This window comes from Microbacterium sp. CIAB417 (assembly GCF_022788845.1).
On sequence record NZ_JAHZUT010000011.1, the window covers coordinates 109,083 to 121,714 of the forward strand.

The following is a 12,632-nucleotide window of genomic DNA, read 5'->3' on the forward strand; positions in this document are numbered from 1 at the left end:
ACGGCCCGGCGGACTAGTCTCGTGTCTCGTGCCCGCGAACGGAGCACCTCCATCCCACCCGAGGACGACATGAACGACTTCGCGTCAACCCCCAGTCTGACCCTTCTCCCGGCCGTCGACGTGGCGGGCGGCAAGGCGGTGCGGCTCACCCAGGGTGAGGCCGGCAGCGAGACGAGCTACGGCGACCCGCTGGACGCTGCGGGCGAGTGGGTCGATCAGGGCGCGCAGTGGATCCACCTCGTCGACCTCGACGCCGCGTTCGGCCGAGGATCGAACGCGGGCATCCTGCGCAAGGTGATCAAGCAGTTCCGCTCGGTCAACGTGGAGCTCTCCGGTGGCATCCGCGATGATGCGAGCCTGGAGGCCGCGCTCGAGACCGGCGCCGCACGCATCAACCTCGGCACCGCAGCCCTGGAGAACCCCGAGTGGGCTGCCGACGTGATCAGCCGGTACGGCGAGGCCGTCGCCGTCGGTCTGGACGTGCGCGGCACGACGCTCGCAGCGCGCGGCTGGACGAAGGAAGGCGGCGACCTCTGGGAGGTGCTGGACCGCCTCGAGGAGGCCGGCTGCAGCCGCTACGTGGTGACGGACGTCACCAAGGACGGCACTCTGCGCGGTCCGAACCTCGATCTGCTGCGCGAGGTGACCTCGCGCACCCCGAAGCCGGTCGTCGCCTCGGGCGGCATCTCGAGCCTGGACGACATCGCGGCGCTCCGCGACCTGGTGCCGCTGGGCGTCGAGGGCGCCATCGTGGGCAAGGCGCTCTACGCGGGCGCCTTCACGCTGGCCGAGGCACTGGATGTCGCAGGAGACTGACCCCTGCGATCACGGCGCCCCCGCCGGTCGACCGTCTCCGTCCGGGTCCGGCGATTCCGCCGGGGTCCCGTGGGAGGGGCGCAGCTTCGAGGCCAATCCGCACGTCGCGGATGACGGGTCCGCCGACCCCGCGCTGCTCGACGCGCTGGTGCGCTTCCGTGCCGGCGACGGCAGCCAGGCGGAGGTCGTCGACGCGTTCCGCCGGGCCCGCGTCCTGATCCCCCTCATCGCGGAGAAGGGCGAGGAGGGGACGGCACCGAGCGGGCTGACCGTCGACAAGACCCAGGAACTGTCCATCGTCACGGTCGCGGCACCGGACGGCCGCCGCGTTCAGCCGGTGTTCTCCTCGGTCGAGGCGATGCGGAACTGGGATGCCTCGGCACGGCCGATCCCGGTCGAGGCGGTCCGGGCGGCGCTGGCGGCGTCGGCCGAGGACACCGACCTCATCGTGCTGGACCCGACGTCGGACACCGAGTTCGTGCTCCGGCGACCGGCGGTGTGGGCGGTGGCGCAGGGCCAGCGGTGGGAGCCGAGCTTCCTGTCGCCCGAGGTGTTCGCCGCTCTTCAGGAGAGCGTCGCGCACGAACTCGCGGTGATCGACGTCGCGGTCGCCGCGGGCGACCCGGATGCGCGACTGCGGGGTCCGGAGCTCGTCGTCATCCTCGAGCTCGTGGACGGACTGGAGCGCGAGGTCCTCGACGCTGTGCTGGCGCGGCTCGCGCAGCGATGGGCAGCCGATGACCGCATCGCCGTGCTCGCGGACTCCCTGACGGTCAAGCTCCGCCGCAGCGTCTGACGACCGCTATGGTCGACCCATGCGCAGGGCGATGGCCGTCGGGATGCTGGGGCTCGGCATGCTCGCAGCCGCGACGGGGTGCGCACCGCAGGCATGTCCGGCGATCGGCTGGATCAGCGTCGTCGAGGTGGACGCCACGGCAGTCGGAGATGCCGTGTTCGTGCAGCTCTGCGTGAATGCGACGTGCTCGCCGGCGCCCGATTCGAGTGAGGCGGATGCTCCGGCGATCACGGTCACCACGGACGAGCACACCTGGTCGTTCGGCTTCATCGACTTGAGCACGCCGGAGAACGTCACCGTACGGGTCTATCGGGCGGGCGCGCTGACCGACGAGACCGAACACGCCGTCGACTGGACGCATTCGACCGAGGCGTGCGGTGGCCCCTCGATCGCCGATCCCATCGTTCTGGGCGGCTGAATCGGAGTCCGCGGGTGAGCACGTTTCGACTCGCTTCGCTCGCTCAACGAACGGGTGGGGCTCGCTCGACGAACGGGTGGGAGCGTTTCGGCTCGCTTCGCTCGCTCACGAACGGGTGGGGCTCGCTCGACGAGCGGGTGGGGGAGGCGCGTCTCAGGTGACCGGACCGGTCCACTTCTCGCCCGGGCCCTTGCCGATCGGGTCGGGGATCGCCGAGGCCTCGCGGAATGCGAGCTGCAGGGAGCGCAGACCGTCGCGCAGCGAGCGGGCGTGCATATCGCTGATCTCGGGAGCCCCCGCGTTGATGAGTCCGGCCAGCGCGTTGATGAGCTTGCGCGCCTCGTCGAGGTCGAGCTGGGTGTCCGGGTCGTCGGCGAGGCCGAGCTTGACGGCCGCCGCGCTCATCAGGTGCACGGCGGTGGTGGTGATGACCTCGACGGCAGGGACATCGGCGATGTCCCGGGATGCGGCGGTGGCGGCGTCCTCCTGCCTCGCCCACTCCTCGTGCCGGTGGTCGTCGCCTGCTGCCTGAGTCGTCACTTCGCCTTGCCTTCTGTTAGACTGTGCCGGGCTCCGGAACGTTTTGTTCCGGTACGAAAGAGGATTCACTTCCCACCCGCGCTTGCCGTTCCAGGCTACCGGGTCTTGCACTCCGCCGGCTCCGTTCGAAAGACGAGCCGGTAGACAGGGTGCCGCCGGCTGTCTGAAATGCCGGCGGGTGGGAGACGAGTCTGATTTCGCCCAGGATGCCGACAGCATCCTGGTGGCCGAAACCATCGTCTAAGGAGTTCCGCATCAGCGATCCCCGCACCAATGAGCGCATCCGCGTCCCCGAGGTCCGCCTCGTCGGCCCCGCGGGTGAGCAGATCGGCGTCGTCCGCATCGAGGCGGCGCTGCGCCTTGCGCAGGAAGCCGACCTCGACCTCGTCGAGGTGGCACCCAACTCGAAGCCGCCCGTGGTCAAGATCATGGACTACGGCAAGTTCAAGTACGAGGCTGCCCAGAAGGCGAAGGAAGCCCGCCGCAACCAGGCGAACACGATCCTCAAGGAAGTCCGCTTCCGCCTGAAGATCGAGGCTCACGACTACACGACGAAGCTCAAGCGCGCCGAGGGCTTCCTGAAGGCGGGCGACAAGGTCAAGGCCATGATCCTGTTCCGCGGACGCGAGCAGTCGCGGCCCGAGCAGGGTGTGCGCCTGCTGCGCAAGTTCGCCGAGGACGTCGCCGAGTTCGGCACCGTCGAGTCGAATCCCACGATCGACGGGCGCAACATGGTCATGGTCGTGGCGCCGCTGAAGAACAAGTCCGAGGCGAAGGCCGAGCAGAACGCGGTCCGGGACGCCAAGAAGCAGGCCGCCCGCGACGCGAAGTCGACGGACGCGCCGTCCGAGACTCCGGCGGAGTGATCCGCCCCGCAGACTCCCGCATCGCGCGGGTGAACACCGTCGCCTGAGAAGGCGCCATACGAAGGAAGAGAAGATGCCGAAGCAGAAGACCCACTCGGGTGCTAAGAAGCGCTTCAAGATCACCGGCAGCGGAAAGCTGAAGAAGCAGCAGGCCGGCATGCGCCACAACCTCGAGCACAAGTCGAGCCGTCGCACCCGCCGCCTCAACCAGGACCAGGTGCTCTCGAAGAACGACACCAAGGTCGCGAAGAAGCTTCTCGGTCGCTGACGCGACTGATCGCACGAACAGGAACACAGGAAAATGGCAAGAGTCAAGCGGGCGGTAAACGCCCACAAGAAGCGTCGCGTCATCCTCGAGCGCGCCTCCGGTTACCGCGGCCAGCGTTCGCGCCTCTACCGCAAGGCCAAGGAGCAGGTCACCCACTCCCTCGTCTACGCGTACCGCGACCGTCGCAAGCGCAAGGGCGACTTCCGTCGCCTCTGGATCCAGCGCATCAACGCTGCGGCCCGTCAGAACGGCATCACGTACAACCGCTTCATCCAGGGCCTCGGCCTCGCGGGTGTGCAGGTCGACCGCCGCATGCTCGCCGAGCTCGCGGTGAACGAGCCTGCCACGTTCGCCTCGCTCGTCGAGACGGCCAAGAAGGCCCTGCCTTCGGACGTGAACGCGCCGAAGTCGGCTGCGTAAGCATCCTTCGCGGAAACGGGCGTCCTCCTTCGGGAGGGCGCCCGTTCCGTCGTGTCAGCGCCCGAGAGCGTGTCAGCGCTCGGGGGAGCGGCGACGTGCGGCTCGCGAGATCGCGACATCGACGAGCATCGCCGCCACAACCGCGGCCGCGTAGACCAGAAGGTCCCGCTGGTCGAACCCCGCGCCGAGCACGAGGGCGGCGGGCGGGAACGCCGCCGCGACGTCACGGGGAAAGTCGGTGAGCTGGAGGAGCTCGACGGCGGCGCAGGCGATCAGCGCGAGGGCCGCGATCAGGCGTCTCGGGCTGCGCGGGGAGACGAGGGCCAGCAGCACGTAGACCAGGACGGCGTACAGAGCATCCCCGGCGACATCCCCGGGGATGCCGGAGCCGAACCGGTGCACGACCAGACCCGCTGCGATCGTCGTCGCCGCCACGCAGGCGAGGACGACGCGCCGGCGGATCGGGGAGCGCAGGTCGGCGGAAGGCACCCCGGCACACTAACCGGCGGATCTGCGTGGACGCCGAATGAACAGCTCCGCGGGTACGCGCGGGAGCGGTCCCGGGTCCCTAGACTGAGACCGTGCTGGAGAATCCCCGGTCCCCCCGTGTCCGCGCCGTCGCCAAGCTCACCAAGCGCAGCGCTCGTTCCGAGACGGGTCTGTTCCTTCTCGAGGGGCCTCAGGCGGTGCGCGAGGCGCTGTCGTATCGTCCGGAGGCGATCGTCGAGCTGTTCGCGACTCCGTCGGGCTGGGAGAAGCACCCGGACATCCGGTCCAAGGCGACCGAGCACGGCGTCGAGGTCGAGTACGTGACGGAGTACGTCCTCAATGCGATGGCGGACACCGTCACGCCGCAGGGTCTCGTCGCCGTCGTCCAGCAGACGCCCACCTCGGTGAAGGACATCTTCGCGTCTTCGCCCCGGCTCATCGCGATCTGCGAAGAGGTGCGCGACCCCGGGAACCTGGGGACCATCATCCGGGCCGCGGATGCCGCGGGGGCGGATGCCGTGGTGCTCACCGGGCGCACCGTGGATCCGTACAATCCCAAGGTCGTCCGCGCCACGACGGGATCGCTGTTCCATCTTCCGGTCTCGGTCGGCGGCGACCTCGCCGATGTCGTCGCGCGGGCCCGCGCCACCGGGATCACCGTCCTCGCCGCCGACGTGAAGGGCGACGACCTGCTCGAAGCCCGCGCCGCAGGCGTCCTGGACGGGCCGACCGCCTGGCTGTTCGGCAACGAGGCCCGCGGCCTCGAGGACACGGCGCTGGCGCTGGCAGATCGCGCCCTGAAGCTGCCGATCTTCGGCCGGGCGGAGTCTCTGAACCTCGCCACTGCGGCCAGCGTCTGCCTGTACGAGAGCGCCTTCACGCAGCGCGCCGCCGCCGCGCGCTGACGAGGCATCCCGGTTACAACTGTGTAACTCGGGCGATTCCGCTCTGGCACCGGGACCTGCCGACTTCTAGTGTGGGGACATGACCGAGACTGGTGCACCCCTTGTCGTCGTCGACAACGTCCAGAAGCACTACGGCGACTTCCAGGCGCTGACGGATATCAATCTCACCGTCGGCAAGGGCGAGGTCGTCGTCGTGATCGGCCCCTCGGGGTCCGGGAAGTCGACGCTGTGCCGCACGATCAACCGGCTCGAGACGATCACGAGCGGTTCGATCTCGATCGACGGCGAGAAGCTGCCTGCTGAGGGCAAGGCGCTCGCGCATCTGCGCGCCGACGTCGGCATGGTGTTCCAGTCGTTCAACCTCTTCGCGCATCTGACGATCCTCGAGAACGTCACCCTCGGGCCGATCAAGGTCCGGGGTCTGAAGAAGGCGGATGCCGAGAAGGAGGCGATGCTGCTGCTCGACCGCGTCGGCGTCGCCCAGCAGGCGTCCAAGCTCCCCGCGCAGCTGTCCGGCGGTCAGCAGCAGCGTGTCGCGATCGCGCGTGCGCTCGCGATGAACCCGAAGGTCATGCTGTTCGACGAGCCGACGAGCGCCCTCGATCCCGAGATGATCAATGAGGTCCTCGACGTCATGGTGGGACTCGCGCGGGACGGCATGACGATGATCGTCGTGACGCACGAGATGGGGTTCGCGCGCAAGGCGGCGAACCGCGTCGTCTTCATGGCCGACGGACGCATCGTCGAGGAGGCCAAGCCCGAGGAATTCTTCACCGCGCCCAAGAGCGACCGGGCGAAGGACTTTCTGTCCAAGCTCCTGACCCACTGATTTCCGACCATCCTGAAGACACAGCACACGAAGGAGACGCACATGCGACGCACACGGACACTGGCAGGGATCGGGATCGCGGCAGCCGCGCTGCTCGCGCTGACCGCCTGCAACAGCGGCACGCCGTCCGACCCGGGTGGGGACGCTGACGGCGGCGACGCCGGCGAGGAGACGACGTGGTTCGAGGTGGCGGAGGACGTCACCCTTGAGGGCAGCCCGACCTTCGACGAGATGACCGCTCGCGACGGCGTCGTCATCGGCGTGAAGGAGGACCAGCCCGGTCTCGGCTACCTCGACGTCACGACGGGCGAGCGCACCGGTTTCGACATCGACATCGCGCGCTGGATCGCGGCTTCTCTGGGCTTCGCGGAGGAGCAGATCGAGTTCAAGCCGATCGCTTCGGCGAACCGCGAGCAGGCGATCGTGAACGGCGACATCGACTACTACGTCGGCACGTACTCGATCACCGACAAGCGCAAGGAGCAGATCGACTTCGCGGGGCCGTACTTCATCACCGGGCAGGGCTTCCTCGTCGGCGCCGACAGCGAGATCACCGACGTCGAGGACGTGTCCGACTTCAACGGTCAGACGGTCTGCTCGGCGACGGGATCCACGCCGATCCAGAACATCAAGGACAACTTCCCCGAGATCAAGACGCAGGAGTACGACCTGTACTCGGCGTGCGTCGAGGACCTCATCTCCGGCAAGGTGGATGCCGTGACCACCGACCAGGCGATCCTGATCGGTTACGCGGCTCAGTACCCGGATGACGTCAAGGTCGTAGGCGGTCTCTTCACGGAGGAGCGCTACGGTGTCGGCTTCACCAAGGGCGACACGGCGCTGCAGGAGCACATCAACACCCTCTTCACCGACGGTGGCGACATCTGGCAGGCGATCTTCGACAAGAACCTCGGTTCGAGCGGCATCGAGGTCGAGCAGCCGGCCGTCGACTGAACGCGCGGAGGGGACGGCTTCTCGGGCCGTCCCCTCCGACACCGATCAAGAAGGGGAGGGCGCGCTTGGACGCCATCTTCGGCAACCTCGACTTCTGGGCCGAGGGCCTTCTGAACACGCTGATCGTGTTCTTCGCCGGTGGAGCGATCGCTCTGGTGCTCGGCATCATCGTCGGGGCGATGCGCGTCTCGCCGGTCCCGATCGCCCGCGGGGTCGGGACGGTGTACGTGAACCTCGTCAGGAACACTCCGCTCACGCTGGTCTTCTTCTTCTTCGTGTTCGGTTACCCGCAGCTCGGACTGCCGGACCTCAGCAACCTCGCCCTCGGCATCCTCGCCATCGGCATCTATACCGCGACCTATGTCGCTGAGGTGCTGCGCGCCGGGATCAACACGGTCCCCGTCGGACAGGCCGAAGCCGCTCGCGCTATCGGTCTTCCGTTCGGGCAGGTCATGACGCTGGTCGTGCTTCCTCAGGCGTTCCGATCGGTTGTGCCGCCCATGATGAGCGTGTTCATCGCCCTGCTCAAGAACACCACTGTCGCGGCCGGCTTCTCGGTCGCCGAACTGGCCTCGGTGCGTGCGGCCATCAACGACTCCCACACACGACCAGGCAACCCGATGGAAGTGCTGCTCTGGGTTGCGGTCATCTTCGTCATCCTGGTGCTCCTGCTCAGCTGGTTGCAGAACACCCTCGAGCGCCGCTGGAGGATCGCACGATGACTTCCGTTCTCTACGACGTACCCGGACCGCGCGCGATCGCCCGCAACCGGATCCTCAGCATCGTCACGGTGCTGGTCGTCGTCGCCGTCCTCGGTTTCCTCGTCTACCGGCTCTACGAATCGGGACAGTTCGAAGCCAGCAAGTGGTACGTCTTCTCCTTCACGAGGGTCTGGGAGCAGATCGGGATCCACCTGGTCAACACGCTCGCGGCCTTCGCGCTCGCGGCGATCCTCGCTCTCGCGCTCGGGTTCCTGCTCGCTATCGGCAGGCTCTCCGAACATGCCTGGGTCCGTGTACCCGTGGCCGCGATCACCGAGTTGTTCCGCGCCGTTCCGGTCCTCGTGCTGATGATGCTGCTCTACTACGGGCTGCCGTCGATCGGGATCGCGATGGCCCCGTACTGGGCGGTCGTCATCGCCCTCATGCTCTACAACGGTTCCGTGCTCGCCGAGGTGCTCCGCGCCGGAATCGAGTCGCTGCCGCGAGGGCAGAAGGAAGCCGGTTACGCGATCGGCCTGCGCAAGAGCGGCGTGATGCGACTGATCCTGCTGCCTCAGGCCATCCGAGCCATGCTGCCGGTGATCGTCGCCCAGCTGGTGGTGACGATGAAGGACACGGCGCTCGGCTTCATCATCACCTACCCGGAGCTGCTGTACTACGCGAAGCTGCTGAGCTCCCAGCAGGGCCGGCCGATCCTGCAGTCAGCCTTCGTCATCGGCGGCATCTACATCGTCATGTGTCTCATCCTCTCCGGCATCGCGAAGTATCTCGAGATCCGCACCCGTCGGTCGCCGAAGCTGCAGGCCATCGCGCACGCCAACAACCCGGCAGCCGACGACGAGGCGACGCTCACGGAGGCGATCGCCCTCCAGAAGGGCGCGGGCAAGCGGGACATGGGCGGACTGCCACCCGGCATCTGATCGACGGCACGGCGCGCCCACCGCGCGCCGGTAGACTCGTGTCTCGTGTCAGACGTTCCCGAGATCACGCCCGAGGCGGTGGAAACCGCCGTCGCCGCAGCGCTCGACGCGATCGGCGCCGCCGCCAGCACCGCAGAGCTGAAGGCGGCCCGCGCGGCCCACGTGGGGGAGGGTTCGCCGCTCGCGACCCTGAACGCCTCGATGCGCCAGGTCGCCCCTGAGCACAAGGCGACGTTCGGGAAGCTGATCGGACAGGGACGCGGCCGCGTCAACCAGGCCCTCACCGCGAAGGAGACGGAGCTGGCCGAGGCGGAGACCGCCGCTCGTCTCGAGGCCGAGCGGGTGGACATCACCGCCGTCTCCTCGCGCACGCGTATCGGCGCGCGGCATCCGCTCTCCCTGTTGCAGGACGACGTGTGCGACATCTTCGTCGGCATGGGCTGGGAGATCGCGGAGGGTCCGGAGCTCGAGCACGAGTGGTTCAACTTCGACGCACTGAACTTCGACGTCGACCACCCGGCCCGCCAGGAGCAGGACACGTTCTACGTGGACCCGACCTCCCGCCACCTCGTGATGCGCACGCACACGAGCCCCGTCCAGGTGCGCTCGATGCTCGACCGCGAGCTGCCGATCTACGTGCTGTGCCCGGGGCGCGTGTATCGCACGGACGAGTTCGACGCGACGCACCTGCCGGTGTTCACGCAGTTCGAGGGCCTCGTGATCGACAAGGGCATCACCATGGCGCACCTGAAGGGAACGCTCGACCACTTCGCGCGCCAGCTCTTCGGGCCGGAGGCGAAGATGCGCTTCCGCACCAACTACTTCCCGTTCACCGAGCCCTCGGCCGAACTCGACCTGTGGCACCCGACCTTCAAGGGCGGCGCGCGCTGGATCGAGTGGGGCGGCTGCGGCATGGTGAACCCGAACGTGCTGCGCGCCGCGGGCATCGATCCCGAGGTCTACAGCGGTTTCGCGTTCGGCATGGGGATCGAACGCGGGCTGATGTTCCGCAGTGATGTGAAGGACATGCGCGACATGGCCGAGGGCGATGTCCGCTTCAGCGAGCAGTACGGGATGGTGGTGTGATGCGCGTCCCGCTTTCGTGGCTGCGTGAGTACGTGGATGTGGCGGCGGACGTCACGCCCGAGGACGTCTTCGCGTCGCTCGTGGCCGTCGGCTTCGAGGAGGAGGAGGTCCACCGCTTCGAGATCACCGGCCCCGTCGTCGTCGGGCGGGTCCTCTCGTTCGAGGAGGAGCCCCAGTCCAACGGCAAGACGATCCGGTGGTGCCAGGTCGACGTGGGAGAAGCCAACGGCGGCGTCCGCGGGATCGTCTGCGGTGCCCGCAACTTCGCCCCGGATGACAAGGTCGTCGTCACGCTTCCCGGTGCCGTCCTTCCGGGACCGTTCCCGATCGCGGCGCGCAAGACCTACGGCCATGTCTCCGACGGCATGATCGCCTCGGCCAGGGAACTCGGTCTCGGCGACGAGCACGACGGGATCCTCGTGCTGTCGTCCCTGGGACTGGACCCCGAGGTCGGCACGGACGCCATCGCGCTGCTGGGACTGGACGACGTCGCCGTCGAGATCAACGTCACCCCTGACCGCGGGTACGCGTTCTCGATCCGTGGCGTCGCGCGCGAGTACGCGCACGCCACCGGGGCGGACTTCCGCGACCCGGCGGAGCACGAGTGGGACGAGGTCGCGCCCGGCAGCGGCTTCCCGCTCGCGGTGACGGCTGAACCGCTGCGCGAGGCGCCCGCCGTGCAGGAGTTCGTGGTGCGCGTGGTGCGCGACGTCGATCCGTCCCGGCCCACTCCGCCGTGGATGGTGTCGCGCCTCGCCCTGGCCGGCATCCGCTCGCTCGGCGTGCTCATCGACATCACCAACTACGTCATGCTCGAGCTCGGCAACCCGATCCACGGGTACGACCTCGACAAGCTCTCCGGGGGGATCACGGTGCGCCGTGCCCAGCCGGGCGAGAAGATGACGACGCTGGACGGTCAGGAGCGCGCGCTGCACGTCGAGGACCTCCTCATCACGGACGAGTCCGGTCCGATCGGGCTGGCGGGCGTCATGGGCGGCGGCACGACGGAGATGTCCGGCGAGACGCGCAACGTTCTCATCGAGGCCGCGAACTTCGACTCGGTGTCCATCGCCCGCACGGCGCGCCGCCACAAGCTGCCGAGCGAGGCGTCCAAGCGCTTCGAGCGCGGCGTGGACCCGCTGATCCCGTTCGTGGCCGCGCGCCGGGTCGCCGACCTCATGGTCGAACTGGCCGGAGGCACTCTCGACACCACGGGCGGCGCGCTGTACGCCGAGGTGGAGATCGCCGGCATCGCGCTGCCGGCCGAGTTCGTACCCGGGCTCATCGGCGTGGACTACGAGGATGCCGAGATCACCGAAGCGCTGGAGACGATCGGCGCCGAGGTCACCGAGACCGCCGACGGCTGGCAGGTGATCCCGCCGAGCTGGCGACCGGACCTCACGGACAAGTGGTCGCTCGCCGAGGAGGTCGCGCGCATCCACGGTCTGGACCGCATCCCCTCTGTGTTGCCGACGCCGCCGTCCGGAAGCGGCCTCACGGCGCTGCAGCTGGGTCGTCGCCGCGTCGCCAACGCGCTCGCCGCCGCAGGTCTGGTCGAGACGCCGGCGTTCCCGTTCACGACCGAGGCGCACAACGACCTGCACGGGTCCGCGACCGGGGAGCACGTCCCCAGCATCCGGCTCGCGAACGCTCTCGACGGACAGGCGCCGTACCTGCGCCGCTCGCTGATCCCCGGCCTGCTCCAGACCGCGCATCGCAACATCGCGCGCGGGCTGACGGACGTCGCGATCTTCGAGACCGGTGTCGTGTTCCTTCCGGAGGAGGGCGTCGCCTACGGGACGGACGAGGTGCCGCCGCTCGGCGTGCGTCCCTCGGACGAGACGCTCGCGGCGCTCAACGCCTCGATCCCGCCGCAGCGCCGCCACGTCGCAGCGCTGTTCACGGGCAACGTGACGCCGCGCCAGCCGGGCCGCGCCGCCGAGCCGTACGGTCTGAGCGAGGCGCTGGATGCCGTGAAGGTCATCGCGGCAGCCGCGGGCGTCGAGATCGATGTCGTCCAGGGGCAGCGCGCAGCGCTTCACCCGGGGCGCACCGGCGTACTGAGCGTGCGCGGAGCCGAGGTCGGCTACGTCGGCGAACTGCACCCCGACGTGGCATCCGACGCGGACCTGCCAGGCCGCGCGGTCGTGTTCGAGCTGGATCTCGACGGCATCCTGGAGCTCGCCGGTCACCGGGTCGTCGCGGAGAGCCTGTCGACGTTCCCCGCCGCCACCCAGGACGTGTCGCTCGTCGTTCCCGAGGCGCTCGCCGCCGGGGACCTGCGCGAGACCCTCGTGGAGGGCGCCGGCGATCTGCTGGAATCCCTCCGGCTGGTGGACGACTACCGCGGCGAGGGCTTGCCGGACGGGACGAAGAGCCTCACGTTCGCGCTGCGCTTCCGTGCTCCCGACCGCACGCTCACCGCCGCCGAGGCCACGGAGGCGAAGCTCGCCGGCGTCGCGCTGGCCGGCGAACGGTTCGGCGCGACGCTGCGGGAGTGAATTCCTTGCGGCTCTGCGGACCGCGCTGCTGATTCCCGCCGACGCGGCCGATTCATCTGCCGCGGATGCTGAGAAGAGCAGCGCGGTCGCGTCGAGCTCCCG

The 12,632-nt window shown here is 68.7% G+C and carries 15 protein-coding genes; 13 read left to right on the forward strand and 2 right to left on the reverse strand.

Annotation, left to right across the window (positions count from 1 at the left end):
• Positions 1-69 precede the first annotated feature (69 nt).
• Genes priA through KYX17_RS28655 form a run of 3 tightly spaced genes read left to right on the forward strand, consistent with a single transcriptional unit; the run spans position 70 to position 2,030 of the window.
• On the forward strand, positions 70-816 hold the full coding sequence (gene priA, locus KYX17_RS28645; protein WP_243232610.1) for a bifunctional 1-(5-phosphoribosyl)-5-((5-phosphoribosylamino)methylideneamino)imidazole-4-carboxamide isomerase/phosphoribosylanthranilate isomerase PriA: 747 nt from the start codon (positions 70-72) through the stop codon (positions 814-816).
• Positions 800-1,612: an SseB family protein gene (locus KYX17_RS28650; protein WP_243232612.1), complete on the forward strand. Its 813-nt coding sequence runs from the start codon at positions 800-802 to the stop codon at positions 1,610-1,612. The genes priA and KYX17_RS28650 overlap by 17 nt, the downstream gene beginning before the upstream one ends.
• A gap of 19 nt (positions 1,613-1,631) precedes the next feature.
• Positions 1,632-2,030 carry a hypothetical protein gene (locus KYX17_RS28655; protein ID WP_243232615.1) on the forward strand — a complete coding sequence of 133 codons (399 nt, stop codon included), beginning with the start codon at positions 1,632-1,634 and terminating at the stop codon, positions 2,028-2,030.
• A gap of 153 nt (positions 2,031-2,183) precedes the next feature.
• Here the strand turns inward: KYX17_RS28655 and KYX17_RS28660 are convergent, their stop codons facing one another.
• Positions 2,184-2,570 carry a DUF1844 domain-containing protein gene (locus KYX17_RS28660; protein ID WP_243232617.1) on the reverse strand — a complete coding sequence of 129 codons (387 nt, stop codon included), beginning with the start codon at positions 2,568-2,570 and terminating at the stop codon, positions 2,184-2,186.
• Between the two features lie 206 nt (positions 2,571-2,776).
• Between KYX17_RS28660 and infC the strand changes: the two genes are divergently transcribed.
• The 3 genes from infC (at position 2,777) to rplT (ending at position 4,124) form a co-directional block, all read left to right on the forward strand.
• Complete coding sequence (gene infC, locus KYX17_RS28665) at positions 2,777-3,436, forward strand: translation initiation factor IF-3 (protein WP_243232619.1); 660 nt, start codon at positions 2,777-2,779, stop codon at positions 3,434-3,436.
• 73 nt (positions 3,437-3,509) lie between these two features.
• On the forward strand, positions 3,510-3,704 hold the full coding sequence (gene rpmI, locus KYX17_RS28670) for a 50S ribosomal protein L35 (protein ID WP_243232621.1): 195 nt from the start codon (positions 3,510-3,512) through the stop codon (positions 3,702-3,704).
• Between the two features lie 33 nt (positions 3,705-3,737).
• The gene (gene rplT, locus KYX17_RS28675; protein ID WP_243232623.1) at positions 3,738-4,124 is read left to right on the forward strand and encodes a 50S ribosomal protein L20; all 387 of its coding nucleotides are present in this window, start codon (positions 3,738-3,740) and stop codon (positions 4,122-4,124) included.
• Positions 4,125-4,196: 72 nt separating this feature from the next.
• On the opposite strand, the gene KYX17_RS31930 is transcribed toward rplT, so the two are convergent.
• Positions 4,197-4,613, reverse strand: a complete 417-nt coding sequence (locus KYX17_RS31930; RefSeq protein WP_243232625.1) for a DUF2809 domain-containing protein — start codon at positions 4,611-4,613, stop codon at positions 4,197-4,199.
• Between the two features lie 92 nt (positions 4,614-4,705).
• Here KYX17_RS31930 and KYX17_RS28685 point away from each other — a divergent pair, with 92 nt between their 5' ends.
• The 7 genes from KYX17_RS28685 to pheT all read left to right on the forward strand — a co-directional run bounded on the left by KYX17_RS28685 (position 4,706) and on the right by pheT (position 12,530).
• Positions 4,706-5,518 carry an RNA methyltransferase gene (locus KYX17_RS28685; RefSeq protein WP_243232627.1) on the forward strand — a complete coding sequence of 271 codons (813 nt, stop codon included), beginning with the start codon at positions 4,706-4,708 and terminating at the stop codon, positions 5,516-5,518.
• Positions 5,519-5,597: 79 nt separating this feature from the next.
• Complete coding sequence (locus tag KYX17_RS28690; RefSeq protein ID WP_243232628.1) at positions 5,598-6,347, forward strand: amino acid ABC transporter ATP-binding protein; 750 nt, start codon at positions 5,598-5,600, stop codon at positions 6,345-6,347.
• Positions 6,348-6,389: 42 nt separating this feature from the next.
• Positions 6,390-7,301: a glutamate ABC transporter substrate-binding protein gene (locus tag KYX17_RS28695; RefSeq protein ID WP_243232629.1), complete on the forward strand. Its 912-nt coding sequence runs from the start codon at positions 6,390-6,392 to the stop codon at positions 7,299-7,301.
• A 65-nt stretch (positions 7,302-7,366) separates the two neighbouring features.
• A complete protein-coding gene (locus KYX17_RS28700) occupies positions 7,367-8,023 on the forward strand; it encodes an amino acid ABC transporter permease (protein WP_243232630.1) in 657 nt (218 codons plus the stop codon).
• Positions 8,020-8,943, forward strand: coding sequence for an amino acid ABC transporter permease (locus tag KYX17_RS28705; RefSeq protein ID WP_243232631.1), 924 nt, complete (start codon positions 8,020-8,022; stop codon positions 8,941-8,943). The genes KYX17_RS28700 and KYX17_RS28705 overlap by 4 nt, the downstream gene beginning before the upstream one ends.
• A 45-nt stretch (positions 8,944-8,988) precedes the next feature.
• The gene (gene pheS / locus KYX17_RS28710; protein ID WP_243232636.1) at positions 8,989-10,029 is read left to right on the forward strand and encodes a phenylalanine--tRNA ligase subunit alpha; all 1,041 of its coding nucleotides are present in this window, start codon (positions 8,989-8,991) and stop codon (positions 10,027-10,029) included.
• Entirely contained in the window at positions 10,029-12,530 is a 2,502-nt protein-coding gene (gene pheT / locus KYX17_RS28715; protein WP_243232637.1) for a phenylalanine--tRNA ligase subunit beta, read from the forward strand. Before pheS ends, pheT begins: the two co-directional genes overlap by 1 nt.
• The last annotated feature ends 102 nt before the right edge of the window (positions 12,531-12,632 follow it).

Bases quoted from the DNA above. Each gene is read 5' to 3' on its own strand.
- KYX17_RS28705 (WP_243232631.1), top strand. From the start codon at position 8,020: ATGACTTCCGTTCTCTACGACGTACCCGGACCGCGCGCGATCGCCCGC.
- infC (WP_243232619.1), top strand. From the start codon at position 2,777: ATGCCGACAGCATCCTGGTGGCCGAAACCATCGTCTAAGGAGTTCCGC.
- KYX17_RS28690 (WP_243232628.1), top strand. From the start codon at position 5,598: ATGACCGAGACTGGTGCACCCCTTGTCGTCGTCGACAACGTCCAGAAG.
- rplT (WP_243232623.1), top strand. From the start codon at position 3,738: ATGGCAAGAGTCAAGCGGGCGGTAAACGCCCACAAGAAGCGTCGCGTC.
- pheT (WP_243232637.1), top strand. From the start codon at position 10,029: ATGCGCGTCCCGCTTTCGTGGCTGCGTGAGTACGTGGATGTGGCGGCG.
- KYX17_RS28650 (WP_243232612.1), top strand. From the start codon at position 800: ATGTCGCAGGAGACTGACCCCTGCGATCACGGCGCCCCCGCCGGTCGA.
- rpmI (WP_243232621.1), top strand. From the start codon at position 3,510: ATGCCGAAGCAGAAGACCCACTCGGGTGCTAAGAAGCGCTTCAAGATC.
- priA (WP_243232610.1), top strand. From the start codon at position 70: ATGAACGACTTCGCGTCAACCCCCAGTCTGACCCTTCTCCCGGCCGTC.
- KYX17_RS28695 (WP_243232629.1), top strand. From the start codon at position 6,390: ATGCGACGCACACGGACACTGGCAGGGATCGGGATCGCGGCAGCCGCG.
- KYX17_RS28655 (WP_243232615.1), top strand. From the start codon at position 1,632: ATGCGCAGGGCGATGGCCGTCGGGATGCTGGGGCTCGGCATGCTCGCA.